General features: G+C 75.4%; 20 protein-coding genes. 6 read left to right on the top strand and 14 right to left on the bottom strand.

Translation table 11 applies throughout. The annotated features are described in order from the left end of the window. The first annotated feature begins 89 nt into the window (after positions 1-89). Positions 90-1,304, top strand: a complete 1,215-nt coding sequence (locus tag E1O70_RS01970) for a glycoside hydrolase family 3 N-terminal domain-containing protein (protein ID WP_061267891.1) — start codon at positions 90-92, stop codon at positions 1,302-1,304. A gap of 29 nt (positions 1,305-1,333) precedes the next feature. Continuing rightward, positions 1,334-2,386 (top strand): LacI family DNA-binding transcriptional regulator, encoded by a 1,053-nt coding sequence (locus tag E1O70_RS01965; protein ID WP_061267892.1) that lies wholly within the window; start codon positions 1,334-1,336, stop codon positions 2,384-2,386. Between the two features lie 88 nt (positions 2,387-2,474). Here E1O70_RS01965 and E1O70_RS01960 read toward each other — a convergent pair whose 3' ends face one another. The 4 genes from E1O70_RS01960 to E1O70_RS01945 all read right to left on the bottom strand — a co-directional run bounded on the left by E1O70_RS01960 (position 2,475) and on the right by E1O70_RS01945 (position 6,999). Next, positions 2,475-2,753: a hypothetical protein gene (locus E1O70_RS01960; RefSeq protein WP_061267893.1), complete on the bottom strand. Its 279-nt coding sequence runs from the start codon at positions 2,751-2,753 to the stop codon at positions 2,475-2,477. Between the two features lie 23 nt (positions 2,754-2,776). Then, positions 2,777-4,054 carry an inorganic phosphate transporter gene (locus E1O70_RS01955; RefSeq protein WP_082774490.1) on the bottom strand — a complete coding sequence of 426 codons (1,278 nt, stop codon included), beginning with the start codon at positions 4,052-4,054 and terminating at the stop codon, positions 2,777-2,779. A gap of 200 nt (positions 4,055-4,254) precedes the next feature. Beyond that, positions 4,255-6,051, bottom strand: coding sequence for a hypothetical protein (locus E1O70_RS01950; protein ID WP_061267894.1), 1,797 nt, complete (start codon positions 6,049-6,051; stop codon positions 4,255-4,257). Between the two features lie 99 nt (positions 6,052-6,150). Then, positions 6,151-6,999 carry an NUDIX hydrolase gene (locus tag E1O70_RS01945; protein ID WP_082774491.1) on the bottom strand — a complete coding sequence of 283 codons (849 nt, stop codon included), beginning with the start codon at positions 6,997-6,999 and terminating at the stop codon, positions 6,151-6,153. Positions 7,000-7,096: 97 nt separating this feature from the next. Here E1O70_RS01945 and E1O70_RS01940 point away from each other — a divergent pair, with 97 nt between their 5' ends. The 3 genes from E1O70_RS01940 (at position 7,097) to E1O70_RS01930 (ending at position 9,882) form a co-directional block, all read left to right on the top strand. Then, positions 7,097-8,140, top strand: coding sequence for an SPFH domain-containing protein (locus E1O70_RS01940; protein WP_061267895.1), 1,044 nt, complete (start codon positions 7,097-7,099; stop codon positions 8,138-8,140). A 2-nt stretch (positions 8,141-8,142) separates the two neighbouring features. Next, complete coding sequence (locus tag E1O70_RS01935) at positions 8,143-9,066, top strand: diacylglycerol kinase catalytic domain-containing protein (protein WP_061267896.1); 924 nt, start codon at positions 8,143-8,145, stop codon at positions 9,064-9,066. Between the two features lie 171 nt (positions 9,067-9,237). After that, positions 9,238-9,882, top strand: a complete 645-nt coding sequence (locus E1O70_RS01930; RefSeq protein WP_205688591.1) for a zinc ribbon domain-containing protein — start codon at positions 9,238-9,240, stop codon at positions 9,880-9,882. A gap of 81 nt (positions 9,883-9,963) precedes the next feature. Here the strand turns inward: E1O70_RS01930 and E1O70_RS01925 are convergent, their stop codons facing one another. The 9 genes from E1O70_RS01925 to E1O70_RS01885 form a co-directional block, all read right to left on the bottom strand. Beyond that, positions 9,964-10,926 (bottom strand): hypothetical protein, encoded by a 963-nt coding sequence (locus tag E1O70_RS01925; protein WP_061267897.1) that lies wholly within the window; start codon positions 10,924-10,926, stop codon positions 9,964-9,966. 39 nt (positions 10,927-10,965) lie between these two features. Beyond that, positions 10,966-13,344 carry a S9 family peptidase gene (locus E1O70_RS01920; protein WP_082774492.1) on the bottom strand — a complete coding sequence of 793 codons (2,379 nt, stop codon included), beginning with the start codon at positions 13,342-13,344 and terminating at the stop codon, positions 10,966-10,968. Between the two features lie 55 nt (positions 13,345-13,399). Further along, positions 13,400-14,857, bottom strand: a complete 1,458-nt coding sequence (locus E1O70_RS01915) for an outer membrane protein assembly factor BamB family protein (RefSeq protein ID WP_061267898.1) — start codon at positions 14,855-14,857, stop codon at positions 13,400-13,402. Between the two features lie 330 nt (positions 14,858-15,187). Continuing rightward, positions 15,188-17,038, bottom strand: a complete 1,851-nt coding sequence (locus tag E1O70_RS01910; RefSeq protein ID WP_061267899.1) for an outer membrane protein assembly factor BamB family protein — start codon at positions 17,036-17,038, stop codon at positions 15,188-15,190. A gap of 103 nt (positions 17,039-17,141) precedes the next feature. Continuing rightward, positions 17,142-17,861 (bottom strand): ABC transporter ATP-binding protein, encoded by a 720-nt coding sequence (locus tag E1O70_RS01905; protein WP_021483127.1) that lies wholly within the window; start codon positions 17,859-17,861, stop codon positions 17,142-17,144. Next, a complete protein-coding gene (locus E1O70_RS01900; RefSeq protein ID WP_021483128.1) occupies positions 17,848-18,912 on the bottom strand; it encodes an ABC transporter ATP-binding protein in 1,065 nt (354 codons plus the stop codon). The genes E1O70_RS01905 and E1O70_RS01900 overlap by 14 nt, the downstream gene beginning before the upstream one ends. Continuing rightward, complete coding sequence (locus E1O70_RS01895) at positions 18,909-20,303, bottom strand: branched-chain amino acid ABC transporter permease (protein WP_205688590.1); 1,395 nt, start codon at positions 20,301-20,303, stop codon at positions 18,909-18,911. Before E1O70_RS01895 ends, E1O70_RS01900 begins: the two co-directional genes overlap by 4 nt. Beyond that, positions 20,300-21,358 (bottom strand): branched-chain amino acid ABC transporter permease, encoded by a 1,059-nt coding sequence (locus tag E1O70_RS01890; RefSeq protein WP_043657230.1) that lies wholly within the window; start codon positions 21,356-21,358, stop codon positions 20,300-20,302. The genes E1O70_RS01895 and E1O70_RS01890 overlap by 4 nt, the downstream gene beginning before the upstream one ends. A 114-nt stretch (positions 21,359-21,472) precedes the next feature. Then, positions 21,473-22,729: a branched-chain amino acid ABC transporter substrate-binding protein gene (locus tag E1O70_RS01885; RefSeq protein ID WP_031315662.1), complete on the bottom strand. Its 1,257-nt coding sequence runs from the start codon at positions 22,727-22,729 to the stop codon at positions 21,473-21,475. A 652-nt stretch (positions 22,730-23,381) separates the two neighbouring features. Between E1O70_RS01885 and cspE the strand changes: the two genes are divergently transcribed. Continuing rightward, positions 23,382-23,585, top strand: coding sequence for a transcription antiterminator/RNA stability regulator CspE (cspE, locus tag E1O70_RS01880; RefSeq protein WP_009861351.1), 204 nt, complete (start codon positions 23,382-23,384; stop codon positions 23,583-23,585). A 212-nt stretch (positions 23,586-23,797) separates the two neighbouring features. Here the strand turns inward: cspE and E1O70_RS01875 are convergent, their stop codons facing one another. Beyond that, the gene (locus tag E1O70_RS01875; protein WP_061267900.1) at positions 23,798-24,541 is read right to left on the bottom strand and encodes a hypothetical protein; all 744 of its coding nucleotides are present in this window, start codon (positions 24,539-24,541) and stop codon (positions 23,798-23,800) included. Positions 24,542-24,618: the final 77 nt, after the last annotated feature.

Below are 24,618 nucleotides of genomic sequence, written 5' to 3'. Positions count from 1 at the left end.
TCGGTCATACCCCCCGGGGGCCGGCGGGAGCGCCCGGGGTGGGACCCCGCCGCGGCCGTCGGGCTACCGTGGCGTCGGAGGTGTCGCCTGTGACCGCTCGTGCCCGGACCACCTGGATCGTCGTCGCCGTCGTGACCGCGCTCGCCGCCGTGGCGGCCGTCGCCTGGTACGTCACGCGGCCCGCCCCCGCGCCGCAGACCCCGCCGTCGGGCTCGCCGTCCGCCCCGGCCGACCCGGCGCCGTCGGGCACGTCGCCGACGCCGTCCACCCCGCCCGAGGACCCCCTGGCCGGGTGGACGCTCGACCAGAAGGTGGGGCAGCTCTTCATGGTCGGGGTCGACGTGCGGGACCCGCAGCAGGTGAGCTACGACGCCGTCTCGCGCCTGCACGTGGGCAACGTGTTCCTCGCGGGCCGCTCGCAGGCCGGGACCGGCCCGACGGCGGACCTCGTCGCGGGCTTCACGGCGCTCGTCTCCCCGGAGACGACCAACGGCACTCCCCTGTTCGTCGCGACCGACCAGGAGGGCGGGAAGGTCCAGGTGCTGCGCGGGCCCGGGTTCTCGCAGATCCCGGCGGCGACCGACCAGGCCCGGCTCGACCCGGCGACGCTCCAGGCCGACGCGACCACGTGGGGCGCCGAGCTCGCCGCGGCGGGCGTGAACCTCAACCTGGCGCCCGTCATGGACCTCGTGCCCGAGGGGACGGCCGCGCAGAACCCGCCGATCGGGGCCTTCCAGCGCAGCTACGGGTTCACCCCGGACTCGGTCACGTCGCACGCGAACGCGTTCAGCGCCGGGATGGAGGCGTCGGGCGTGGACGTGGCGATCAAGCACTTCCCCGGGCTCGGCCGCGTCACCGAGAACACGGACACCGACGCCGGCGTCACCGACGACGTGACGACGCGCGACGACCCGTCGGTCGCCGTCTTCGCGTCGGGCATCGAGGCCGGCGCGGCGTTCGTCATGACCTCCACGGCCGTCTACCCGCAGATCGACGGGACGCTCCCCGCGGCCTTCTCGCCCGTCGTCGTGGACGGGATGCTGCGGGGCGACCTGGGGTTCGACGGCGTCGTCCTCACCGACGACGTGTCCGCCGCGCAGCAGGTGCAGGCCTGGTCGCCCGCGGACCGTGCCGTCCTGACGATCGCCGCGGGCGGCGACATGGTGCTGGCGTCCGCGGACCCGAGCGTGGTCGAGCCCATGGTGGCGGCCGTCGTCGAGCGGGCGTCGAGCGACGACGCGTTCGCCGCGCAGGTCGACGCGGCCGTGCTGCGCGTGCTCGCGGCGAAGGAGCGGCTGCGCTGAGCGCGCGGCCCGGCGGTATAACTGACCGCATGGCTGCCCGTCGCCCCGCTCCCCGCCCGACGCTCGAGGCCGTCGCGGCCGTCGCGGGCGTCTCCCGCGCCACGGTGTCCCGCGTGATCAACGGCGTGCCGACGGTGGACCCGGCGATCGTGGCGGTCGTCGAGAAGGCGATCGACGAGACGGGCTACGTCCCCAACCTCGCCGCCCGGACGCTCGTGACCCGGCGCACGGGGTCGGTCGCGCTCGTCGTGTCCGAGCCGTCGGAGCAGCGCTCCCCGAGCCCGTTCCTGGAGCGGCTGTTCACCGACCCGTACATCGGGCGCGTGACGGCGGGCGCGCAGCAGGTGCTGCGCCCGCGCGACATCCACCTCGCCATCCTGCCCGCGGACCCGCCCGCGCACGACCAGGTCGTGCGCTACGTGCGGCAGGGGCACGTCGACGGCGTCCTGCTCATCACGTCGAGCGCGAGCGACCCGCTGCCGGCACGGTTCGCCGCGCTCACGGTGCCGGTCGTGCTGTCGACGCACCTCGACGGGGTCGACGAGGCGGCCGGCGTGAGCTGGGTGGACCTCGACCAGGCCGCCGGCGGCCGGATCGCCGCCGAGCGTCTGATCGCGGACGGCCGCACGCGCCTCGCGACCGTCGCCGGCCCGTCGGACGTGCCGTTCGCGCGGGGACGCCGCGACGGCTTCCTCGAGGCGGTACGGGCCGCCGGGCTCGCGGAGCCGTTCGTCGTGGAGGGCGACTTCACGCGCGCGGGCGGGGAGGCCGCGGCGCGCGAGCTGCTCGCCGCGCGACCGGACGTCGACGGCGTGTTCGGCGCGAGCGACCTCATGGCCGACGGCGCGTCCCTCGTCCTGCAGGAGGCGGGCCGCCACGTCCCGCAGGACGTGGCCGTCGTCGGCTTCGACGACTCGACGGTCGCGCGCCAGGCCCACCCGCCGCTCACGACGGTCCGGCAGCCGGTCGAGGAGATGGCGGCCGAGATGGCGCGCCTCCTGCTCGCCGCGATCGACGACCCGGACGCCGACGCGCGCTCGGTCCTGTTCGAGCCGCACCTCGTGGTCCGCGACTCCGCCTGACCCCCACCCGCTGAGTGCATGAAAAAGTCGCGGTCGGGACGTCCGACCGCGACTCTTTCCTGCACTCAGCGGGAGCGTGCCGTCCCGGTCAGTGGCCCCCGCCCGCGACGAACGCGATGCCGGCCGCGATCGCGACGACCACGACGGCGAAGCACACGATCGCGCCGACCTGACGGGGGCGGGTCGCGCGCTCGACGCGCACGGTGCGGCCGTCGGACGTGAAGCGGCCGTCCGGGGTGCCGACCTCGACCGGCACGGCGCGCCCGGCGGCGAGCCGGACCCCCAGGGCGAAGAGGGCGGGCAGGCCCGCGCCGACCACGAGGCCTGCGACGACGACCTTGAGCAGCGAGTCGATCTCGACGAACACGGTTCTCTCCTCCGGGCTGCCGGTCAGACGCCCGCGCGCTGGCGCGAGGCGGGCGTGGTCGGGGTGGTCGGCGCCGGGGCGGGCGCGGCGTCGGTGAACGGGTCGGCGACGTCGAGGCGACGCTCGAGCGCGGCCTCGCGCGCCTCGACGACCTCGGACTCGAGCCCGACGTCCACCGCGCCCTCCTCCCAGGCGTCGTTGACGTTCGTGTGGTCGACGGGCTTGCGGCGCGAGGCGATCCAGATGGCCAGCGAGGACCCGACGAGGATCGCGAACACGACGACCGTCCCGGCGGCGCCCCCGATGCCGTGCTGGATGCCGTAGCAGGCCGCGCCGACGAGGCCGGCGGCCGGGAGCGTGAGGCCCCACGCGGCGAGCATGCGGCCCGCGACGCCCCAGCGGACCTTCGCGCCGGGCATCCCGACGCCGGAGCCCAGGATCGAGCCGGTCGCGACGTGCGTCGTCGAGAGCGAGTAGCCGAACAGGCCCGACATGAGGATGACCGCGGCAGACGACGTCTCGGCCGCCATGCCCTGGCGGGTGTCGATCTCGACGAGGCCCTTGCCGAGCGTGCGGATGATCCGCCAGCCGCCCAGGTAGGTGCCGAGGGCCATGAAGAACGCGCAGGACAGGATGACCCAGAACGGCACGCTCGAGTCGGCCGGGACGGCGCCCGCCGCGATGAGCGCGAGCAGGATGATGCCCATCGACTTCTGCGCGTCGTTGGTGCCGTGCGCGAGCGAGACGAGCGACGCGGAGCCGACCTGGCCCCAGCGGAACGCCCGCGTGGAGACGTCCTCGGGGACGTCGCGCGTGAGGCGGGCCACGGCCCACGTGCCGACGCTCGCGACGCCGACCGCGATGAGCGGGGCGAGCAGCGCGGGGATGAGCACCTTGGCGGCGACGCCGCTCCAGATGACGCCCTGCGTGCCGACGGCCGCGAGCACGGAGCCCACGACGCCGCCGATGAGGGCGTGCGACGAGCTCGACGGGATGCCGAGCAACCAGGTCAGGAGGTTCCAGGTGATGCCGCCCACGAGTCCCGCGAGGACGACCTCGAGGGTGATGACGTCGGCGTCGACCAGACCCTTCGCGATGGTCGCCGCGACGGCCAGGGAGAGGAACGCCCCGACCATGTTGAGGACGGCGGAGAGGGCGACGGCGGTCTTGGGCTTGAGGGCCTTGGTGGCGATGGACGTGGCCATCGCGTTGCCCGTGTCGTGGAAGCCGTTGGTGAAGTCGAAGGCCAGTGCGGTCACGACGACGAGCACCAGCAGGAGCGTCTCGGTCACGTCGTCCATGGTGCGGTCACGACCGCCGCGCGCTCGACCATCCTGTGGATTCTTCCGCCACTGTTCACCGACAGTTCATCCGGCGTTCGAAGCCCTCGTTCGAACGCCGGAGATGCCCGTCGGCGTCCGGGGCGGACGGCCCGGGAGCGGGGGCGGACGGCCCCTGGCGCGGCCGCGTCGGACGTGCCCGGCGCGACCGCCCGCCCGCGTCAGGCCGGGGTGCGGGCGGCGAGCTCGGCGAGGGTGTCGTCGAGGTCGGCGACGACGGTCGCGACGGCCTCGCGCTGCGTCCGCGCGCGCTCCGCGGACGCGGCCACGACGGTGCGCGCCTCGGCGAGGTCGGCGTCGAACCGGTCCGCGCGGGCCTGCGCGTCGGCGCGCTGGTCGCGTGCCCGTCGCTCCCCCGCGAACCACTGCCACACGGCGAGGCCGGCCGCGACGACGGCCACCGTGAACCACGCCGGCGAGGCGGCGAGGCCGAGCACGAGGCCGAGCGCCGCGACCGCGGCGGTCCCGCCGACGGCGCCCCACGACACGCCGTCCACAGGCTGCGCGAGGAGCTCCGCGCGGGCCGTCGCAGCCGGTGCGGCGCCGTCCTCGGTCGGGGTGACCGTCACGGTGCGGCCCCCGAGGCGCAGCTCGCGCGACGGCGCGGGCGCCCCCGCGAGCTCCGCCGCCCGCGCGTGGGTCGCGGCCCGCAGCTCCTCGGCGACGAGCGGGCCCGCGAGCGCCGCACGCCCGGGATCGGTCCCGCGGGCGTCCTCGACGAGCAGGTCGACGAGCGTCCCCGCCGGGGCGTCCCACCCGGGCGCGTCCTCGCGGGGCGCGCGCCCGACGCGCTCGTCGAGCAGCGCCGCCCGGTCCAGGAGCCCGCGCTCCACGGGCGCCCCCTCGTCCACGAGCGACGCGACGACGCGGAGCAGCGCCGCGCCGGGCGCCTCGGGGGTCCCGGCCGGGTCGTCGGCGCCCCCGGCGGCCTGCGAGTCCGCCGCACCGGCGGCGGACGCACCGGGGGCGACGGCGGCGGGTGCGACGGCGGGCGTCGGCGCGCCGGTCGGGAGGGGTCCGGGGGCCGGCGCGAGCACCGCGACCTCCCCCGCCACGAGCGCGCGCGACCACGCCGTCCACGACCGCAGGAGCGGGAGCGCGTCGGGGGCAGCGGCGCGACGGCGCGCCCCCGCCACGTCCCCCGCGGCCTCGGGGCTGCCCCAGGCCGCGCCGTCGGCGGGCGCCGCGGGCAGCGACGGTGCTGCCTCCAGGAGCCGGGCCCGCCAGCGGGCGCGCGCGTCGTCGTCGAGCAGCGCGACCCGCTCCGCGAGCGCGCGGCGCACGACCTCCACCCCGTCGCCGCCGAGGTGACCGGCCGCGGCCGCGACCCACAGCGCGCGCTCGGCCCCGGTCACGCCCACCTCGTCCGGCCCCTCGCCCGCGCCCGGCGACGGCTCGGGGGCGCCGTCGGCGCTGCCCCAGCCCGCGGCGGGCAGGACCGGCGCGTCGAGCACCCCCGGCACCCACTCGCGCGCGAGGCCGGGCTGCCCGACGAGCGCGCACACCGCGACGAGGTACGTCGCGGCACGACGGCGGTCGCGCAGCAAGGCCTCCTCGGCCGCCTCCCGGTCGAGCCGCCCGGCGGGGAGCTCGGCGACCGCGAGCGCGGCGGGCACGAGCCAGTAGCCGGGCACGTCCACGAGGTCCGGGGAGCGCCGCAGGTGCGACACGTCGCCCTCCCCCGTGACGACGGCGCTCGTGAGGGCGCGCGCCGCGTCGCGGGCGCGGCGCGCGGGCGTGAAGAGCGCGAGCTCCTCGCGGACCTCGCCGAGCTCGATGAGCGCGTTGACGAGGCGGGTCAGCACCTCGACGCGGCTCGACAGGTCGCCCTCGAGCGACCGCAGGCGGCGGTGGAGCGACGCCTCGCGGGACCGCGCCATCGCGGCCTGGGCGGCGAGCTCGTCGGACAGGGCCCGCATGTTGCCCTGGTCGCTGCGCCAGGAGCTGTACGTCGACATGCGCGCGAGCGTACTCAGCCGGGCGGCGCTGTCGAGGGGGAGAACTCCCCCGGCGTGGGCCGTCGGTGCGGGGCACCGATGCCGGGCCCGGCCGAGGCGTCAACGACGCGGGCGCATGAGGGGCGGGTCGAGCACCGCGGGCACGCTCGCGGGGGCGTCGTCGGGGTCGGGCGCGGCGGCGTCGGTCGTGGCGGTGTCGGCCGCGGCAGTGTCGGCCACGGCGGCGTCGGGACCGGGGCCCGGCTGCGGGCCCGGCGCCGGGCGCGCGGCCCGGTAGAGCGCCGCGGGCCGCCCGGCCCCGCCCGACGTCGTGCGGCCCGTGTCCTCGAGGAAGCCCGCGGTCGTCGTGGCCTTGCGGGAGAAGTTCCGCGGGTCCAGCCGCACGCCCCAGACGGCCTCGTAGACGCGCCGCAGGTCGGCGACGGTGAACTCGGGCGGGCAGAACGCCGTCGCGAGCGCGGAGTACTCGAGCTTCGCACGGGCCCGCTCGACGCCGTCGGCGAGGATCCGCGCGTGGTCGAACGCGAGGCCGGCCCCCGGCCCGTCCCCGAGCTGGGGATCGACGGCGTGCCAGGCCGCTCCCCCGGCATCGGACCCGGCGTGCACGACGCCGAACTCGGGCGCGAGCAGGAGGTACGCGACCGAGAGGACCGGGCCGCGCGGGTCGCGGTCGAGCGGGCCGTAGGTGCGGAGCTGCTCCAGGTGCCCGGGCGGTCGCACGCCCGTCTCCTCGGCGAGCTCGCGGCGCGCCGCGCGGGCGAGCCGCTCGCCCGGCAGCACGAACCCTCCGGGGAGCGCGAGCGCGCCGCGGTACGGCTCGACGCCGCGCTCGACGAGGAGCACGTGCAGCGCGTCGTCGCGCACGGTGAGCGCGACGACGTCGACCGTGACGGGCAGCAGGGCCGCGCCGGGCGGGACGTCGGGGGCCGGTGCGGCGGGTGCGGTCATGGGCCCATCGTCGCACATTCGCGTCAGGTTGACGAGAACCCGCGCACCGGCCTACGCTCGTTATCGTCAGGTTGACGAAAACAGATCGGAGACGACCATGGCCACCATCCGCACCTACCCGTGGACGCGGCACTTCCTCGGGAGCCCCACCGGGCACGTCGTGCACCTGCGCCGCGGGCGCGTCGCCCACGAGGGCGTCGGTCAGGCGTTCTGGTTCCGGCCCACGACGTCGGTCCTCTCCGAGGTCCCCGTCGACGACCAGGAGCTCCCCGTCTTCTTCCACGCCGTGACCGCCGACCACCAGGACGTCACCGTGCAGGCCGGCGTGACGTACCGGTTCGCCGACCCGGTGACCGTCTCGCAGCGCCTCGACTTCGCGGTCGACCCGGGCAGCGGCGAGACGAGCACCGCGGGGCGCGACCAGGTGACGAGCATCGTCGGGCGCCTCGCGCAGAGCCGGGCCACCGACGCGCTCGCCGCGATGCCCCTCGCCGACGCCCTGACGACCGGCGTGCCGCGCGTGCGCGACGTCCTCACCGAGGCGCTGACCACCGACCCGCGCCTCACCACGACGGGGATCGTCGTCATCGGCGTCCAGGTGCTCGCCGTCCGGCCGGAGAAGGACGTCGAGCGCGCGCTCCAGACGCCCGCGCGCGAGCACGTGCAGGCCGAGGCCGACCGCGCGACCTACGAGCGCCGGGCCCTCGCCGTCGAGCGCGAGCGGGCGATCGCGGAGAACGAGCTCGCGAGCAGGATCGAGCTCGCGACCCGGCGCGAGCGCCTCGTCGCCCAGGAGGGCGCGAACGCGCGGCGCGAGGCCGAGGAGAAGGCGGCCGCCGCCCTCGTCGACGCCCGCGCGACCGCCGAGCGCGCCCAGCTCGCGACCGACGCGAAGGCGGAGCAGGTGCGCGTCGTCGGCGCGGCCGAGGCCGCCGCCGAGCAGGCCCGCATGGACGTGTACGCGAGCGCCGGGCAGGGCACGCTCCTCGCGCTCGCGCTGCGCGAGGCCGCCGGGTCGCTGCCGGACGTGCAGAACCTCACCATCACGCCCGACCTGCTCACCGGGGTGCTGTCGACCCTGGTGCGCGGGCTCGGCCCCGACGGCGGCTCGCCCGCCGCGGCGCCCGGGAAGGCGGCCTGACGATGCTCCGGCGACGCGCCGTCGTCGTGCACCGGCGGACCGAGCTCGACGACCTGCTGGACCGGCACGGGACGCGCGGCCAGGCGGAGTTCTTCCTCCGGTCGCGGGGCCGGTCGCTGGCCGAGGTGCAGGCGCGGCACGACGCCCTCGCGGCCGCGCGCGACGCCGTCGTGGCCGCCCTGCCCCCGGGCTGGGCGCGCGCCGACGTCGAGCGCGCGGACCTGTCGCGGTTCCTCGTCGCGCCCGAGGACGTGGTGGTGGTCGTAGGGCAGGACGGCCTCGTCGCGAACGTCGCGAAGTACCTGCACGGCCAGCCGGTCCTCGGCGTCGACCCGGAGCCCGGCGTGAACGCGGGCGTGCTCGTGCGGCACCCGGTCGCGGCGGCGACGGCCCTCCTGCGCGGGCTCGGGGCCGACGCCGAGGCGCCGGGCGGCGCGCCCGACCGGGTGGCGCTCCTGCCCGTCGACGCGCTCACCATGGTCCGCGCCGACCTCGACGACGGCCAGCACCTCACCGCGCTCAACGAGGTTTTCGTCGGTCACCCCAGCCACCAGAGCGCGCGCTACACGCTGCGCTGCGGCGCAGGTGAGGAGCGGCAGTCGTCGTCGGGCGTGCTCGTCGCGACGGGCACGGGCGCGACCGGCTGGTGGGCGTCGCTCGCGCACGACCGCGGCGGACGGCGGGCCCCGGGGCGCACCGAGCACCGGCTCGGCTGGTTCGTCCGCGAGGCGTGGCCCTCGCCCGCGACGGGCGTCTCGCTCACCGAGGGCGTCGTCGAGGAGGGGGCCGACGTCGCGCTCACCGTCGCCTCGGACCGGCTCGTCGTGTTCGGCGACGGCGTGGAGGACGACCGCCTCGTCGCCTCGTGGGGCCAGACGGTGACGGTCCGCACCGCCGACGCCCCGCTCCGCCTCGTCCGGCCCTGATCCCCGGCCGCGGCACGCCCGCCGGTCCGCCCGATTTCACCCGGGTGATCCGCCGGGACGGCGAGGGTCGGTGGGTAGCATCGCAGCGGTCACGGGATCCCCATGACTCCCCCCTCCCGCGGGCCTGGCCTGCGGGGACGCCGACCCCACGAGCCCACCGAGGTCCCCGCCATGAGCACGCCCATCGCCTTCACCGACAACGTCCGCGACCTGTCGAACGCCGGGGGCTACCAGTTCGAGTTCCGGTGCGAGCGCTGCGGCAACGGCTACCGCTCCGCCTACCGGACGGACGTCGTCGCGAAGGGCAGCAGCCTCGTCCAGGCGGCGGGACGGTTCTTCGGGGGCAAGGTCGCCGACCTCTCCTACGCGGCGGGGTCGTGGGCCGCGGACCGCCAGACCAACTCGTCGGCGAAGGACAAGGCGCTCGACGCCGCCGTCGGCGAGGTGCGCGACGCGTTCCGCCAGTGCCACGGGTGCGGCGACTGGATGTGCCACGAGGTCTGCTGGAACGAGGCCGTGGGGCAGTGCGTGCGTTGCTCGCCCAAGCAGGTGGAGGAGCTCGCCCAGCTCCAGGCCGAGGCCCGCCGGTACCAGGTCCAGGAGCAGCTCCGCACGACCGACCTCGTCGGCGGCGCGGACCTGCGGACGGCCGCCGTCACGCGGTGCCCGTCGTGCGGCGCGAAGGTCGACGGCGGCAAGTTCTGCCCCGAGTGCGGCGAGCGCCTGGCGCAGGTGGCCGCGTGCCGCGAGTGCGGCACGCAGAACGCCGCGGCCGCGCGCTACTGCGCGGAGTGCGGCAGCCCGCAGTCCGTCTGACCCCCCGCCGTCGAGCATGCGGTCGCAGCCCGTCCCCGACGCCGGACGGGCAACAACCCCATGCTCGGCGGCCTCGCGGGGTCAGTCTCCTCGTGGGGCGTCGTTCTGGTGCTGCTCGCGCTCGCGGCGGGCGCGGAGCACCGCCTCGCGGCGCTCGCCGATGGCGTCGCTCGTCAGGCTCGTGAGGCGGTCCTGCTCGGCGCGGGCCGCGGCGCGCTCCGCCTCCACGCGTGCGCGGTGCTCGGCCGACTGCGGGCGCGACCGGACGACGCGCGGGCCGTCGCGCATCACGTACCCGTCGGCGTGGCGCTCGAGCCACCGCTCGCGCCGCGCCGCGCGCACGCGCTCGCGGTGGAACCGCCAGACCCACCGGCGCCGCAGCGCGACCACGGACCACAGCGCGAACGGGACCGCGGCCACGACGAGCACGACCCGCCAGCCGGGCGGCAGCGCCGTCGACGCCCCCGCGCTCGCGAGCACCCACGCGACGCCGGCCGGCACCGCGGCCCCGGCCTCGCGGCGGTCGGGGTGCCAGCCGCAGACGGCGAAGCGCACGAGGGTGTCCGTGAGCCGCGAGCGCCGCTGCGGCTGGAGGGGCACGGGGAGCGGCCCGGGCACGGGCGGCCCGAGCGTCGTGCCCGGCGCGACCCGGCTCGTGAACGACAGCCGGTCGTCCCGGGACGACGGCCGCAGCGCCCGCCCGGCGTGCACGAACGCCAGCGCGGCGAGCGGCCACACGGCGCACGACAGGTACCACGCGACCGGACCGGCGAGCGCCACGGCGACCGGCGCGACGACCGCCAGCCGCCCGAGCTCGGCGCCGGGCGACGCGACGAGCCCGGCCCAGGGCTCCTGGTCCACCGGCGGCGCGAGCAGCCCGTACGCCGCGGGCGCGAGGTACAGGCCGAGGAGGGCGAGCCCGACGGCCGTCCCCACCAGCCCGACGGCGAGGTACCCGACCGGGCGCAGCAGCAGCACGGCCCTCCCGGGCGGCGTCGCGTCGCGCGCCGTCCGCGGGTCGGGCGTCACGGTCTCGTCGGTCATCGCTCCCCCTCCGTCTGCGGCCTCACGCCCGTGGGCACGTCACCGGTCGGCCAGCCCGAGCACGTCGAGCACCCACGCGTCCTCGTACGCGACCTCGCGCCAGCCCTCGTAGCGGCCCGAGACCCCGCCGTGCCCGGCGTGCATCTCGATCTTCAGCAGCGCGGGCGCCCCCGCGGCGCGCAGGCGCGCGACCCACTTCGCGGGCTCGACGTACAGCACGCGCGTGTCGTGGAACGACGTCACGGCGAGGATCCGCGGGTAGTGCGACGCGTCGTCGGGCACGTTCTCGTACGGGGTGTACGTGCGCATGTACCGGTAGACGTCGGGATCGTGCAGCGGGTCGCCCCACTCGTCCCACTCGACGACGGTGAGCGGGAGGGCCGGGTCGAGGATCGAGGTGAGGGCGTCGACGAACGGCACCTGCGCGAGCACGCCCGCGAAGAGCTCGGGAGCGAGGTTCGTCACCGCGCCCATGAGCAGCCCGCCCGCCGAGCCGCCCTGCGCGACGAGCCGCTCCGGGCTCGTCCAGCCGGCGTCGACGAGGTGCCGCGCGACCGCGACGAAGTCCGTGAACGTGGTGCGCTTGGCGAGCGTCTTGCCCTCGTCGTACCAGCGGCGCCCCATCTCGCCCCCGCCGCGCACGTGCGCGACGGCGAACACGACCCCGCGGTCGAGCAGCGACAGGCGCGAGATCGAGAACCCCGGGTCGATGCTGATCTCGTACGACCCGTAGCCGTACAGCAGGAGCGGTGCCGGCTCGGCGCCCGTGCCCGTCGCGTCCAGCCCGACGGCGTCGCGCCGCCACACGAGCGACACCGGCACCTGCGTGCCGTCCTCGGCCGTGGCCCACTCGCGGCGCTGCACGTAGTCCGCGGCGTCGTAGCCGCCGAGCACGGGCTGCTGCTTGAGGAGCGTGAGCTCGTCGGTCTCGACCCGCAGGTCGTACACGGTCGACGGCGTGACGAAGCTCGTGTAGCTCAGCCGGACGTTCGGCTGGTCCCACTCGGGGTTCGCACCGAGCGCCGCGGTGTACAGCGGCTCGTCGAACGCGACCTCGTGCACGTGCCAGAGGTCGGTCGCGGGCGCCGGTGTGTCTCCTGTGCGGATCGGGGTCGGCAGGCCCGCGGGCCGCGGCGGCTCCGGGCTCGCGAGGTCGATCACGCCGACCCGCGAGAGCGCGTCGCGCCGGTAGGAGACGACGAGGTGCCCGGCGAACGCGTCCACGGCCTCGAGCCGGGTCGCGGGGTCGTGCGGCACGACGACGGTCGCGCCGCCCGGCCCGGCCGAGACGTCGGCGACACCGGTGACGACGAGCTCGAAGTTCTCCGCGCCGTCGTTGTGCAGGACGAGCAGCACGTCCCGCCCCTCCCCCGCCCCGCCGAGCACGGGGTCGGCGACCGGATTCTCGTCAGGACGGTCGCCGACCGCGTGCTCGGCGGTCGGGAACCACGTGCTCGGCAGGACGGCGTGCTCGACCGTGTACTCGACGCCCTCGCGGCGCGGCCAGACCACGCGCGCCTCGCCCGTCGGGTCGTCGGCGTCGATCAGCCACGTCTCGGACGTGATCTTCGAGCCCACGTCGATCTGCACGAACCGCTGCGAGCGCGAGACGCCCACCCCGACCCAGAACCGCTCGTCGGGCTCCTCGAAGACGACGACGTCCTGCGTCGCGGGCGTGCCCACCTCGTGGCGCCACACGCGCCAGGGCCGCCACGCGTCGTCGACCGTCGGGTAGAACACGTACCGCCCGTCCGGGGAGAAGACGGCGCCCGGGAACGTCCCCGGGACCTCGTCCACGAGGTCGGTGCCGGACTCCAGGTCGCGGACCCGCAGCGTGTAGCGCTCGTCGCCCACGACGTCGACCGCGTATGCGAGCCGCGTCCCGTCGGCCGAGACGTCGAACGACCCGAGCGAGAAGAACTCGTGGCCCTCGGCCTCGACGTTGTCGTCGAGGAGCACCTGCTCGCCCGGCACGGGCACGCCCGGCTCCAGCACGGGCGGCACCCAGGCCGACGGCGCGTCGCTGCCGAGGCTCGCGTCGATCGGGGCGCGGGCCCGGATCGGGTACTGCGACCCCTCGACCGTGCGCGCGTAGTACCAGTGCGCGCCCTGGCGCACCGGGACGGACAGGTCCGTCTCGAGCGTGCGGGCCTTGATCTCCTCGAAGATCCGCTCGCGCAGCGGCTCGAGGTGCGCGAGGCGCGCCTCGGTGTACGCGTTCTCAGCCTCGAGGTGCGCGACGACCTCGGGCGACTCCTTGTCCCGCAGCCACTCGTAGTCGTCGTCGACCGTCTCGCCGTGGTGCGTGCGCGGCGCGGGACGACGGAGGGCGACGGGCGCCTGCGGAGTCTCGGGCGCCTCGGCCACCTCGGGCTCGGGAGAAGACGGCGTGGCGGGCTGCGTGAGGTCGTCGGGCATCTCGCCAGGGTAGTGCCGGGACCCGACGACATCAGCGCGTGAGCGTCCGTGCACCTCAGCCCAGGAGGGCGACCGTCTGCCCGTCCCAGCGCAGGAGCCGGCCCTGCACCGGGAGGAGCCCGCCCCAGCCGCCGTCGAGGTCCTCCGACCAGACGACCGACCCCGACGACAGCTCGAGCGCCACGACGCGCGAGCTCGCCCCCGTCGCGGGGTCGACGAGCACGAGGAAGGCGCAGCGCCCGTCGGTGAACGCCTGCGTCACCACGGCGCCGTGGCCGCGCTCGCCCGCGAGGTCGTCGACGAACCGCGACCACGTCTGCTCGCCCGACAGCGCGTCCAGCCCCAGGACCGTGCTCGCCGTCCCGACGACGGCCGTGCCCTCCGCGACGACGTACACGGCCTCGGGCACGCGGGCGCCGTCGAACGTCCACAGGCGCGCGCCCTGCTCGTCGTAGGCACGCAGAGCGATGCCGTCGCGCACGAGGAGCACGCCCGGAGCGGGGTCGTCGGTCGCCTGCGGGTCCAGGACCTCGCCCGGCACGTCGAGGAGCGGCGTCCCGTCCGGGTCGAGCACGCGGTCGGCGCGCAGCGCGCCGTCCGACCCCTGCCGGTGCGCGTCGACGAGGAACCGCCCGCCCGCGAGCGGGACCGCGCCGTCGGTCGGGACGTCCGGGTCGTCGAGGCGCTCGCCGTCCGGCAGGAACGACGCCGCGACGCCGCACCCGCCCACGTCGACCAGGGTCTCCGTCGCGACGAGCAGCAGCCGCTCCGGGTCGACCTCCTCCCCGCCGGTCTCGGCGTGCCACGACGTGCACGACCACGGGACGTCCTGGAACGGCAGCTCGCGCCGCCAGCGCACCGCGCCCGTGGCGGCGTCCTCGAGCGTCACGACGACGTCCCGCCCCGCGACGCCGTCGACGGACTCGCCCGCGCCGGGGTCGACGGCGACGGGGGCACCGCTCGGCGCGCCCGGCTCGCCCACGCGCTCGGCCCGCACGAGGCCGCCGTCCGGGCCGGGGACGAGCAGCGCCCCCGCGGTCTCCGCCTGCCGCTGCCCGACGACCCGCCCGCGGGCGTCGAGCACCGTCACGGTCGCCGTGCCCTCCCCCGGCCGGGACGGCGGGCTGACGTCGTCCCAGGACGGCGCGACCCCCGACCCGGCGACGCACACCACCGTGCGCGACGGCACGGCCGACCGCTCCCACGGGCTCCACGACCCGCACACGGCCTCGTCGCCGCCGGCCGGCACGCGCCACGCCTCGGCCCCCGTGTCGAGGTCGAGCGCCACCGCCTCGTCGCCGTCCACGGTGACGAGCAGTCCCGGGAGGAAGGCCGTCCCGCGGTCCGCCGCGGCGGGGGCGCGCCACTGCTCCGTCGGGGCGGTGTCGAGCGCGCGGACCGCGCCGCGCGCCGTCTCCAGCCGCTCCTGCGCGTCCCGGCTCGTCGCGGCGTCGACGACGAGCATCCCGCCGACGACGAGCACGGCCACCCCGGTCGCGACCGCGGCGGCCACGGCCCGACGGCGGCCGGGACCAGGCGGCGTCTTCGGCACCTCAGGGGGTGCCCCGGCCGACCGTGGTCCAGGACCGGGCGCACCAGGCGCACCGGGCGCTCCGGGCGCTCCGGGCGCTCCGGGCGCTCCGGGCGCTCCGGGCGCTCCGGGAGGCAGTGGAAAGGTCGTGCCGCGCGGCACGGCGTGCGGTCCGCCGAGCAGCACCGGGTTCGGCGCGTCGAGGAGGTCGAGGTCGTCGTCGACCCCGGCCGTGTCGACGAGCTCGAACGTCCGGCGGCCGTCGCCGCCGTCTCCCCGTCGGAGCGGCACCCCCTCAGCGTAGGCCGGTCGTCAACCGAGCCGGGCGATCTCCGACTGCCCGATCCGCAGGAGCCGTCCCTGGAGGGGAACGGGCCAGGAGCCCTCCTCCGGCCCGACACCACCGGACCACGCGACGTGACCGTCGGCGAGGTCGATCGCGAGAAGGTCCGTCCGCCCGTCGTCCTGGTAGGCGAGCAGGATCGCGCGCCGCCCGTCCGTGTAGGCGGTGTCCATCCAGCTGACGCTCCCGCCGGCCGCGGCCTCGACCGTCTCGCGGTCGAGGGACCAGCGCACCGTCCCCGTGGTCGCGTCGAGCCCGGTCATCCAGCCCGTGCTGGAACCCCCGGACACGACGACCGTGTCGTGCGTGGCGACGAGCACCGCCTCGGGCGCCACCACCTCCGACGAGCGCCACAGCTCGCTGCCGTCACCGTCGAACGCGACGAGCTCCCCCTCGGACCGGGTGAGGAGCGGCGCGTCCGAGCCGTCGCTCGAGCGCGGCACGAGGATCGGGCCGGGCGGCTCCCAGCGCACGGCGCCGTCCGCCGCAAGGACGGCGCGCGCCGCGTCGCGCGGTGCGGTCGCCGCCGAGCCCCAGGTGGAGGCATACCCCGACGGGTCGCGGTAGTACGTGCCGTCCGCGAGCGCGACGACTCCGTCCAGCGGGTTCTCCTGGTCGTCGAGGCGCTCGCCGCCCGGCGTGAACCACGCCGTGACGCCGCAGCCCTCGACACGAACGAGGTGCGTCTCGGTCGCCGCCCACAGGTTCTCGAGCTCCGCCCGGATCGTCTCCGTCCCGTCCGCCTCGGTCCAGCCGACGCACTGTCCTGACCCTTCGACGAACGGCACGTCGGCCTCCCAGCGCGTGTCGCCCGTGAGCGCGTCCTCGACGCGGACGACGGCGGGGCGCCCCAGGGGGAGGTCGGCGACCTCCCCGGTGGCCACGTCCTGCTCGACGACGGCGCCGTCGCCCGCGGGGACCTCGCCGACGCGCTGGGCCCGGAGGAGCGTGCCGTCGGTCCCGGGGATCGGCGCGCCGCCGGCGGACGTCGTGTCGCGGCGCCCGAGCACCTCGCCGTCCGCGGCGAGCACCGTGACCGCCCAGTCCGACGCGAGGACGCGGCCGGTCTCGGGGTCGAGCTGCAGGTCGGTCACGCCCCCGAGTCCGACGGCGTCCGACGACGGCGCCACGCACACGAGCGTCGAGGCGGGCTCACCGAAGGGCAGCGACCACAGCAGCTGGCCGCCGCACGACGCGTGGGCGCCGACGTCGACGCGCCAGCGCTCCGCCCCGTCGTCGAGCGAGCGGGCGACGGCGGTCCCGTCCTCGACCGTCACGACCGCCCCGGGCAGGAGCGCGAGCCCGCCCGAGACCTCGACGTCAGCCGTCCAGCGCTCGACGGGCGCGTCGGGCAGCGGCTCCAGGCCGCCGGGCGCGGCCCGCAGCCGCTCCACGTCGGCCCGGCCCTGCCACGCGTCGACCGTGAGCATGCCGCCCAGCACGAGCGCGACCCCCGCCGCGACCCCCGCGACGACCGCCGCAGGCCGTCCCCGCCGGGGCGGTCCGCCTTCGGCCGGGTCGCTCTCCGCCGGGTCGCTCTCTGCCGGGTCGTCCTCGGCCGGGTCGTCGTCGACCGACGCACGCCTGGGCGGGCCGTCGGGTCCCGCGGGACCGTCCGTCGCCCCGAGGGCGGCACGGACGCCCGCCGTCACGCCCGGCGTCCAGGTCGTGCCCCCCGTCGCGCCGGACGGCACGCCGCGCGGCCCGCCCGGCGAGACCGGGCCCGGACCGCCGAGGGCGTCGTCGTCCGCGTCGACGTCCTCGGACTCGACCAGCTCGAAGGTCAGTCGGTCCCGGGCGTCACGTCGTCGGAGCGGCACGCGGCCAGCCTAGGCCAGCGCGCCCGACGGCGGACCGCCCCCGGCCATGCCCGACCCGGCCGGACGCGCCCGGCGGCGCGTCCGGCCGAGGACGGCGTGCCCGTCACGCGACGCCGAGGTACGCCTCCTTGATGCTCGAGTCCGCGAGCAGCTCGCGCCCGCCGCCGCTGCGCACGACCTCGCCCGTCTCGAGCACATAGGCGCGGTGCGAGCGCGACAGCGCCTGCTGCGCGTTCTGCTCGACGAGCAGCACCGTCGTCCCCTGCGCGTTGATCTCCGACACGATGCGGAAGATCTGCTGGATGACCATGGGCGCGAGCCCCATCGACGGCTCGTCGAGGAGCAGCAGCCGCGGCCGGGCCATGAGCGCGCGCCCGATCGCGAGCATCTGCTGCTCGCCGCCCGACATGGTGCCGCCCACCTGCTCCTTGCGCTCCGCGAGCCGCGGGAACAGGTCGAAGACGCGCTCGACCGTCTCGTCGTGCTCGGCCTTCGACGCGAACGTGCGCGCGTAGGCGCCCATCTCCAGGTTCTCGACGACCGTCATGCCGGGGAAGATGCCGCGGCCCTCGGGCGCCTGCACGATGCCCTCGAGCACGCGCAGGTGCGCCTTCATCTTCGTGATGTCCTTGCCGTCGAACAGCACCTTGCCCCGCGCTACCGGGCGGATGCCCGAGATGGCGCGCATCGTCGTGGTCTTCCCGGCGCCGTTGGCCCCGATGAGGGTGACGAGCTCGCCCTCCTCGACGGTGATCGAGATGCCGCGCACGGCCTCGATGCGCCCGTAGGCGACCGTCATGTCCTGCAGCTCAAGCAGGGGCATGGCCGCTGCCTCCTTCGGTGGTGGGGGCCGCGGGCCCGACGCCGTCCGGGCCGGCCAGCTCCTCGTCGGGCACGCCGAGGTAGGCCGCGACGACCTTGGGGTCGTTCGTGACCTCGTCGGGCGTGCCGTCCGCGATGACGCGCCCGAACTCGAGCACGACGATCCGGTCGGTCACCCCGCGCACGAGGCGCATGTCGTGCTCGATGAGCAGCACGGTGTAGCCGTCGTCGCGGATGTGGCGGATGAGGTCCATGAGGGACTCCTTCTCCGCCGGGTTGAAGCCGGCCGCCGGCTCGTCGAGGCACAGCAGCTTCGGCTCGGTCGCCAGGGCCCGCGCGATCTCGAGCCGGCGCTGGTCGCCGTACGAGAGGTTGCGCGCCTTCTCCGTCGCCCGCCCGCCGACGCCCACGAACTCGAGCAGCGCGAGCGCCCGGTCGATCGCGTCCCGCTCCTCGCGCCGGTGCCGCGGCGTGCGCAGCAGCGCCCCGGGGACCGACGTGCGGTGCCGCGCGTCCGACCCGACGACGACGTTCTCCAGCGCCGTCATCTCGTTGAACAGGCGGATGTTCTGGAACGTGCGGGCGATGCCGCGCTGCGTGATCCGGTAGCGCTTGAGCTTGCCCACCGGGGAGCCGTCGAAGACGACCTGCCCCTGGGTGGGCCGGTAGACGCCCGTCATCGCGTTGAACGCGGTCGTCTTGCCCGCGCCGTTCGGGCCGATGAGCCCGAGGATCTCACCGCGCCGGATGTCGAACGTCACGTCGTCGAGCGCGACGAGGCCGCCGAACTGGACCGTGACGTTCTGCATCTGGAGCAGCGGCTCGCCGACGCGGGCGTGGACCGTGCGGTCCGGTGCGACCATCGCGTCGACGAGCTCGGGGTTCGCGAGCTCGGGGCGCACGTCCGCGACGTCGACGACCGCCGGCTCCTCGAGGACGGCTCCGGGCATGTACAGGTCGGCACGCGAGGAGTCGGCGCGGCCCGACGACGCGAGGTGCTCGTCGCCGTGCTCGCCGCCCGCGCCGATGCCGCCGGGGTCGTGGGTGCTCATCGGGTCTCCTCCCCGGTCGTGGTGCCGTCTGCGCCGGTCCCGGTCGTCGTGCCCGTCGCGCGCGTCGCGCGGGAGCCGCCCGACGCCGTGGCGACCGCCGGGGAGCCCGGGCGGGCGCCGTCGTCGGACCCGCTCCGCGTCGCGGCCTGCGCCGCGCGTCGCGCGGCGACGTAGAGCTCGCGCCCGTAGGCGAGGAGCTTCTGCCGGACGGGGAGGAGCCCTTGCGGACGGAAGATCATGAGCACGACCAGCGCGATCCCGAAGAACAGGTACCGGTAGCTCGCGATCTCGTTGCCGTTGATCGGGATGCCGAACAGCTCCGTGCGGCCGAGGAAGAAGTTCGGCAGGTACACGATGATGAACGCGCCGAGGATCACCCCGAGCTTGTTCCCCTGGCCGCCGAGCACGACGGCGCACAGGAAGAGCACGGAGTTGATGACGTTGAAGTTCGTCGGGATGACGAACTGGACCTGCCCGGCGTAGAGCGCGCCCGCGACACCACCGATCGACGCCCCGATGACGAACGCCCACAGCTTGAAGCGGAACGTGGGGACGCCCATGATCTCGGCCGCGTCCTCGTCCTCGCGGATCGCGACCCAGGCGCGCCCAACGCGCGAGCGCTCCAGGTTCCCCACGAGCAGCAGCGAGATGACGATGAACACGAGGCTCAGCCAGTACCACCACACGCCCGAGTTGAGCGTGCCCGCGGCGTTCCCCGCGGAGAAGACGCCGTTGGGCAGCTCCTCCGTGACGCCCACCCGGGGGTAGGCGACGCCGCGCAGGCCCTGGCCGCCGCCCGTTAGCTCGTCGAGGTTGTCCGCGAGGAGGCGGACGATCTCGCCGAAGCCGAGCGTGACGATGGCGAGGTAGTCGCCGCGCAGGCGCAGCGTCGGCGAGCCGAGGATCAGCCCGGACAACGACGTGATCGCGACCGCGATCGGGAGCGCCGCGAGCCACGCCCAGTCCTTCGACAGCCACTCGTCGGTCTGGTTCCACGGGCTGTCGGGGCTCGTGAGGATCGCGACCGTGTACGCGCCGATGGCGTAGAAGCCGACGTAGCCGAGGTCGAGGAGGCCCGCCTGGCCCACCACGACGTTGAGGCCGATGGCGATGAGCGCGATCATGCCGAACTGCGCCATCACCCCGCCGAAGTTGGTGCCCACCGTGGTGAGCACCGGGATGTTGAGGATCGGCACGAGCGCCAGGAAGAGGAGGAACGGCACGCCGATCGCCCACTGCGTGGGCCGGGCCTGGGCGTCCCACCACAGGCGCAGCCGGTCGCCGACTCCGCTGTGCGGCCGGTCCTTCGTCGCGACGCGGCCGGCGGGCGGCATCGCGGTGGGGCGACCGCCGTCGGGCGCGGGGGCGGGTGCAGGTGTCGAGGTGCTCATGCGCGGGCCCTCCCCAGCGACTCCCCGAGGATGCCCGTCGGGCGGAACATCAGGACGATGATGAGGAGCGCGAACGCGACCACGTCGCGCCACTCCGTGCCGAACACGACCTGGCCGTAGTTCTCCATGACGCCGAGCAGCAGGCCACCGAGCAGCGCGCCGCGCAGGTTGCCGATGCCGCCGAGCACCGCGGCGCAGAACGCCTTGATGCCGAGGATGAAGCCGCCGGAGTAGATGATCCCGTTGGGCACGCGCAGCGTGTAGAGCAGCGCGGCCGCGCCGGCGAGGATGCCGCCGATGAGGAACGTCAGCATGATGACGCGCTCGCGCGAGACGCCCATGAGGGTCGCGGTCACCGGGTCCTGCGCGACGGCGCGGATGCCGCGGCCGAACTTCGTCCGGTTGATGAACATGTCCGTCGCGAGCGCGAGGACCAGCGCCGACAGGATGATGACGAGCGTGATGTTCGTGACCGGCGCGCCGCCGATCGTGAACTGCACCTCGGGCTGGACGAGCCGGATCGGCTGCTGCGCGTTGACGCCGCCGAGCGTGCCGCCCGTGAGCTTCGGCAGCACGAAGTGCACGAACTCCTGGATGATGAACGACATCCCGATCGCGGTGATGAGGAAGACGAGCGCCGGTGCGCCGCGCCGTCGCAGCGGCCGGTACGCCACGCGTTCCAGCCCGACGGCGGCACCGCCCGCGACGAGCATCCCGCCGAGCATCGCGATGCCGAGGTAGAGCACCGTCAGGGCGATGCCCTTGTCGTACGCGTTCCCGCTCGGGTAGAAGCCGAGCAGCATGAGCGTCGCGTACTGCCCGAACATGCCGAGCATGAAGACCTCGGAGTGGGCGAAGTTGATGAGCCGCAGCACGCCGTAGACGAGCGTGTAGCCGACGGCGACGAGCGCGTAGATCGCGCCGTAGGTGAGGCCCTCGATGGTGAGGCCCCAGAAGTTCCGGGCGAGGCCCGCGATGTTGAAGTCGATGAGGGACTGGTGGACGAGGGGGCCGGCGGTCGCGCTGTGCATCAGCGCGTCAGCAAGAGCGGGCATGACGCTCCCTGGTTCGTTCTCTGGGGTACGAGGTCGTGGTCCACGACGGGCGCCCCGCCGACCGGTCCCCGCGCGGGGCGGGGACGTCGGGGCGGGGCGCCCGTCGTCGTCGGACTACTGGACCTCGTAGATCCAGATGAGCGCCGAGGCGAGCTCGCCCGTGTCGTCCCACTCGTAGGCGCGGGCCAGGCCCTCACCGGAGTAGTTCGCCACGTAGTCGATCAGGCCCGCACGGTCGGTCACGCCCGAGGCGATGCCCGTGAGCATGATCGTCGCGAGGTCGTAGCCCTCGACCGAGTACACGCCCGGCGCCTGGCCGTTCGTCTCCTCGTAGGTGGCCGCGAAGTCCTCCGGGGCCGGGCCGCACGGGCAGGAGAGGATCGCGCCCTTCGACGCGGCACCCGCCTGCGAGACGAACTGCGGGTCGTTCGTGCCGTCCGCCGAGACGAACGGGATGTCGACGCCGCCGTCGCGCAGACCCTGCACGAACGGCGCGGCCTCCGCGTAGTAGCCGGCGTAGAAGACGGCGTCCGCGTCGGCACCGGAGATGATCTGGACGGCGGCCGAGAAGTCCTTGTCGCCGGTCTTCACCTCAGCGGCGCAGTCCTCGTTCGCGGCGTCGCCCAGGCCCTCGGTGATCTGCTGGGCGAGGCCGATGCCGTAGTCCGAGTTGTCGGAGACGACGCAGACGCTGCCGAAGTCCTTCGTGTTGACGAGGTACTTCGCGACCGACGGGCCCTGGACGGCGTCGTTCGCGAGACCGCGGAAGAAGTTCGTCCAGCCGTTCTTCGTGAGGTCGGGGTTGGTCGCCGACGCCGTGAGCGACAGCAGGCCCGCCTGGTTGAACACGTCGCCCGTGGCGGCCGTCTCGCCCGAGAACGCGGGGCCGAGCAGACCGAGCACGCTCGCGTCGCCGACGATCTGCGGCGCGACCTGGGTCGCCTTCTGCGGGTCGCCCTCGGTGTCGAACGGCTTGAGCGTGACCTGGCAGCCCGGGTTCGCCTCGTTGAACGCGTCCACCGCGACCTGGGCGCCGTACTGGATGTTGAGGCCGAGCGCGGCGTTCGGGCCCGTGAGAGCTCCGGCCACCGCGATCGAGGTGCCCTCGGCGCACTCGGCGCTGCCGTCACCGGCGGGGTCGACCGGGTTGCCGGCCGCGGTCGCCTCGACCTCGGCGCCGTCGATGTCGATCTGGACCGACGGGACGATGCTCAGGTCGGCCGAGCCGCCGCCGTCGTCGGTCTCGGTCGACGTCCCGGTCGTCTCGTCGTCGCCGCCGCCCTGGGACTGGGGACCGCAGGCGGTGAGGACGAGGGTGGCCGCGAGGAGCAGGGCGGCACCCCCGCTCGCCCGTCGTGCTGTGCGATGCATGCCAACCTCCGTGGTCCTGATCCCCGCGGAGGCAGCCAAGCCGCCTCTCTCCGCGGTCGATCGCTGAATTCAACACTGAATTGCGTGCTGAATAGTGACACAGGTCACCCGGGGACGAAACCTCCCCGCGGTCGCGCCGTCCGGAGCCCTCCGCGGCATCTCGGAGGGCTCCGGACCCACGAATCCGCGGGAGGGGGCGCCTCCGCGTTCCTGGGTGACGCGAACGTAGGCGGATCGGGTTTCGTGGGACGCAGGGAGTTGTTACCGACTCGTAACGCAAGGGTCTCGTTTCGTTCCGTGAACGGTACGAACGTCCCGTTCTGAGCCCTCGACGCGCTCCCCGGCGACGCTCTCCGGGCACCTCACGGGGAGTGCCCGGGGACCTCCCGGGCGCCTCCACGCGCGCTCCCTGCACCTGCCACCGCGGATGCCGCGGGGGTCGGCACAACAGCTCGCGGCAACCCATGGCCAAGAGGGGGCCTACCATGTACGGTTGTCTCCGAGATTGCAGTGCCTCGCTTGTCCTCGCGTCGACGTGACCGCCACCCGGCGGGTGCCCGGCGGACCTTGTTACCCAAGAGTTGACGACGAACACCGTGATGTACTCCCCTGCGCCCGCGGGGGGTGTTTCCACACTCTTGAAGGAGTAACAATGGCTACCGGAACCGTGAAGTGGTTCAACAGCGAGAAGGGCTACGGCTTCATCGCCCCCGAGGACGGCTCGGCCGACGTGTTCGCGCACTACTCCGCGATCCAGTCGCAGGGCTTCCGCACGCTGGAGGAGAACCAGCGCGTCGAGTTCGACGTGACGCAGGGCCCGAAGGGCCCGCAGGCGGAGAACATCCGCCCCGTCTGACCCGATCTCCTCGGTAGCGTCTCGCCGCACCGATCGATCGTTCCTCGAGTGCCCCCGACCCTCCGGTCGGGGGCACTCGTGCGTTCCGGGCGACGCGACGCGACGGGCCAGACGTTGAGTGCATGAAACAGTCGCGCCCGAACCGATTCGAGGGCGACTGTTTCATGCACTCAACGCGGGGCGAGGTCGGGCGACGCCGAGGGCGGGCAGCCTCAGAACTCGCCGAAGCCGCCGAAGTCGTCGAAGCCGCCGCCGTCGAAACCGCCGTCGGCACCGCCCGCGGGGTCCCCGCCCGACGCCTCGACGGCGCCGCCGTCAGCGCCGCCCTCGGCGGCACCCGGGTCCTCGCCCGCGCCCGGGTCCTCGGCAGCCGCGTCCTCGGCCACGGGCTGGCTCGGGTCGGCGAACGCGGGCCCGAACAGGGCGTTCGCGACCGCGGACCCGATGACGACGCCCGCGATCGTGCCCAGCAGGCTCGACCCGACCATCGCGCCGAACCCGGGGCCCGCCTGGCCCCGGCCCGCGAAGGTGCGCTCCAGCGTCCCGGGCTGCCGCATCTCGGCCCGCGTCGCCATGCGGGCGAGGTCCTGCGGGGCGTCCGACGTCGCCCGCTCGCCCGCCGGGACCTGCTCGCCGAGCTCGGCGAGCACCTGCCGGCGCTGCTCCGGCGTGAGCCGCGCGAAGGCCTCGGCGTGCGCCTGCTCGACGGCGTCCGGCGGGGCGGTGCGCAGCAGGTAGCGGTAGCGGTCGATCGCCACCTGGTCGGGCGTGCGCTGCCCGGCCGCGGGCCGGGCGTCCTGCGGGGCGCTGCCGTACGCGGGCTGCTGGGCCGGGTACTGCGTCGGGTAGGGGTTCGCGGGCTGCGTCGGGGGCTGGGCGCCGTAGGGGCCCGTGTGCTGCGGCGCGCCGCCGTGGTCTCGCGGCTCGCGGCCGAGGAGCCGGTCCAGGAATCCCATGGGTCGTCCTCCGGGGGTGGGGGCGCCGAGCGGTGCGCTCGCGCCGGGGTCGTGGCCGGGTACGGCTCACTCCCCGA

Origin of the sequence: Cellulosimicrobium funkei, assembly GCF_004519295.1 — a bacterium.
Taxonomy (GTDB): domain Bacteria; phylum Actinomycetota; class Actinomycetes; order Actinomycetales; family Cellulomonadaceae; genus Cellulosimicrobium; species Cellulosimicrobium funkei.
This window is presented reverse-complemented; position numbering and strand designations above follow the sequence as displayed.

What these genes read in the sequence shown, in the direction of transcription:
- E1O70_RS01945 (WP_082774491.1), bottom strand. Translation starts at nt 6,999, where the DNA reads ATGACCGCACCCGCCGCACCGGCCCCCGACGTCCCGCCCGGCGCGGCC.
- E1O70_RS01900 (WP_021483128.1), bottom strand. Translation starts at nt 18,912, where the DNA reads ATGAGCACCCACGACCCCGGCGGCATCGGCGCGGGCGGCGAGCACGGC.
- E1O70_RS01950 (WP_061267894.1), bottom strand. Translation starts at nt 6,051, where the DNA reads ATGTCGACGTACAGCTCCTGGCGCAGCGACCAGGGCAACATGCGGGCC.
- E1O70_RS01935 (WP_061267896.1), top strand. Translation starts at nt 8,143, where the DNA reads ATGCTCCGGCGACGCGCCGTCGTCGTGCACCGGCGGACCGAGCTCGAC.
- E1O70_RS01965 (WP_061267892.1), top strand. Translation starts at nt 1,334, where the DNA reads ATGGCTGCCCGTCGCCCCGCTCCCCGCCCGACGCTCGAGGCCGTCGCG.
- E1O70_RS01930 (WP_205688591.1), top strand. Translation starts at nt 9,238, where the DNA reads ATGAGCACGCCCATCGCCTTCACCGACAACGTCCGCGACCTGTCGAAC.
- cspE (WP_009861351.1), top strand. Translation starts at nt 23,382, where the DNA reads ATGGCTACCGGAACCGTGAAGTGGTTCAACAGCGAGAAGGGCTACGGC.
- E1O70_RS01955 (WP_082774490.1), bottom strand. Translation starts at nt 4,054, where the DNA reads ATGGACGACGTGACCGAGACGCTCCTGCTGGTGCTCGTCGTCGTGACC.
- E1O70_RS01895 (WP_205688590.1), bottom strand. Translation starts at nt 20,303, where the DNA reads ATGAGCACCTCGACACCTGCACCCGCCCCCGCGCCCGACGGCGGTCGC.
- E1O70_RS01890 (WP_043657230.1), bottom strand. Translation starts at nt 21,358, where the DNA reads ATGCCCGCTCTTGCTGACGCGCTGATGCACAGCGCGACCGCCGGCCCC.
- E1O70_RS01885 (WP_031315662.1), bottom strand. Translation starts at nt 22,729, where the DNA reads ATGCATCGCACAGCACGACGGGCGAGCGGGGGTGCCGCCCTGCTCCTC.
- E1O70_RS01925 (WP_061267897.1), bottom strand. Translation starts at nt 10,926, where the DNA reads ATGACCGACGAGACCGTGACGCCCGACCCGCGGACGGCGCGCGACGCG.
- E1O70_RS01875 (WP_061267900.1), bottom strand. Translation starts at nt 24,541, where the DNA reads ATGGGATTCCTGGACCGGCTCCTCGGCCGCGAGCCGCGAGACCACGGC.
- E1O70_RS01905 (WP_021483127.1), bottom strand. Translation starts at nt 17,861, where the DNA reads ATGCCCCTGCTTGAGCTGCAGGACATGACGGTCGCCTACGGGCGCATC.
- E1O70_RS01940 (WP_061267895.1), top strand. Translation starts at nt 7,097, where the DNA reads ATGGCCACCATCCGCACCTACCCGTGGACGCGGCACTTCCTCGGGAGC.
- E1O70_RS01920 (WP_082774492.1), bottom strand. Translation starts at nt 13,344, where the DNA reads ATGCCCGACGACCTCACGCAGCCCGCCACGCCGTCTTCTCCCGAGCCC.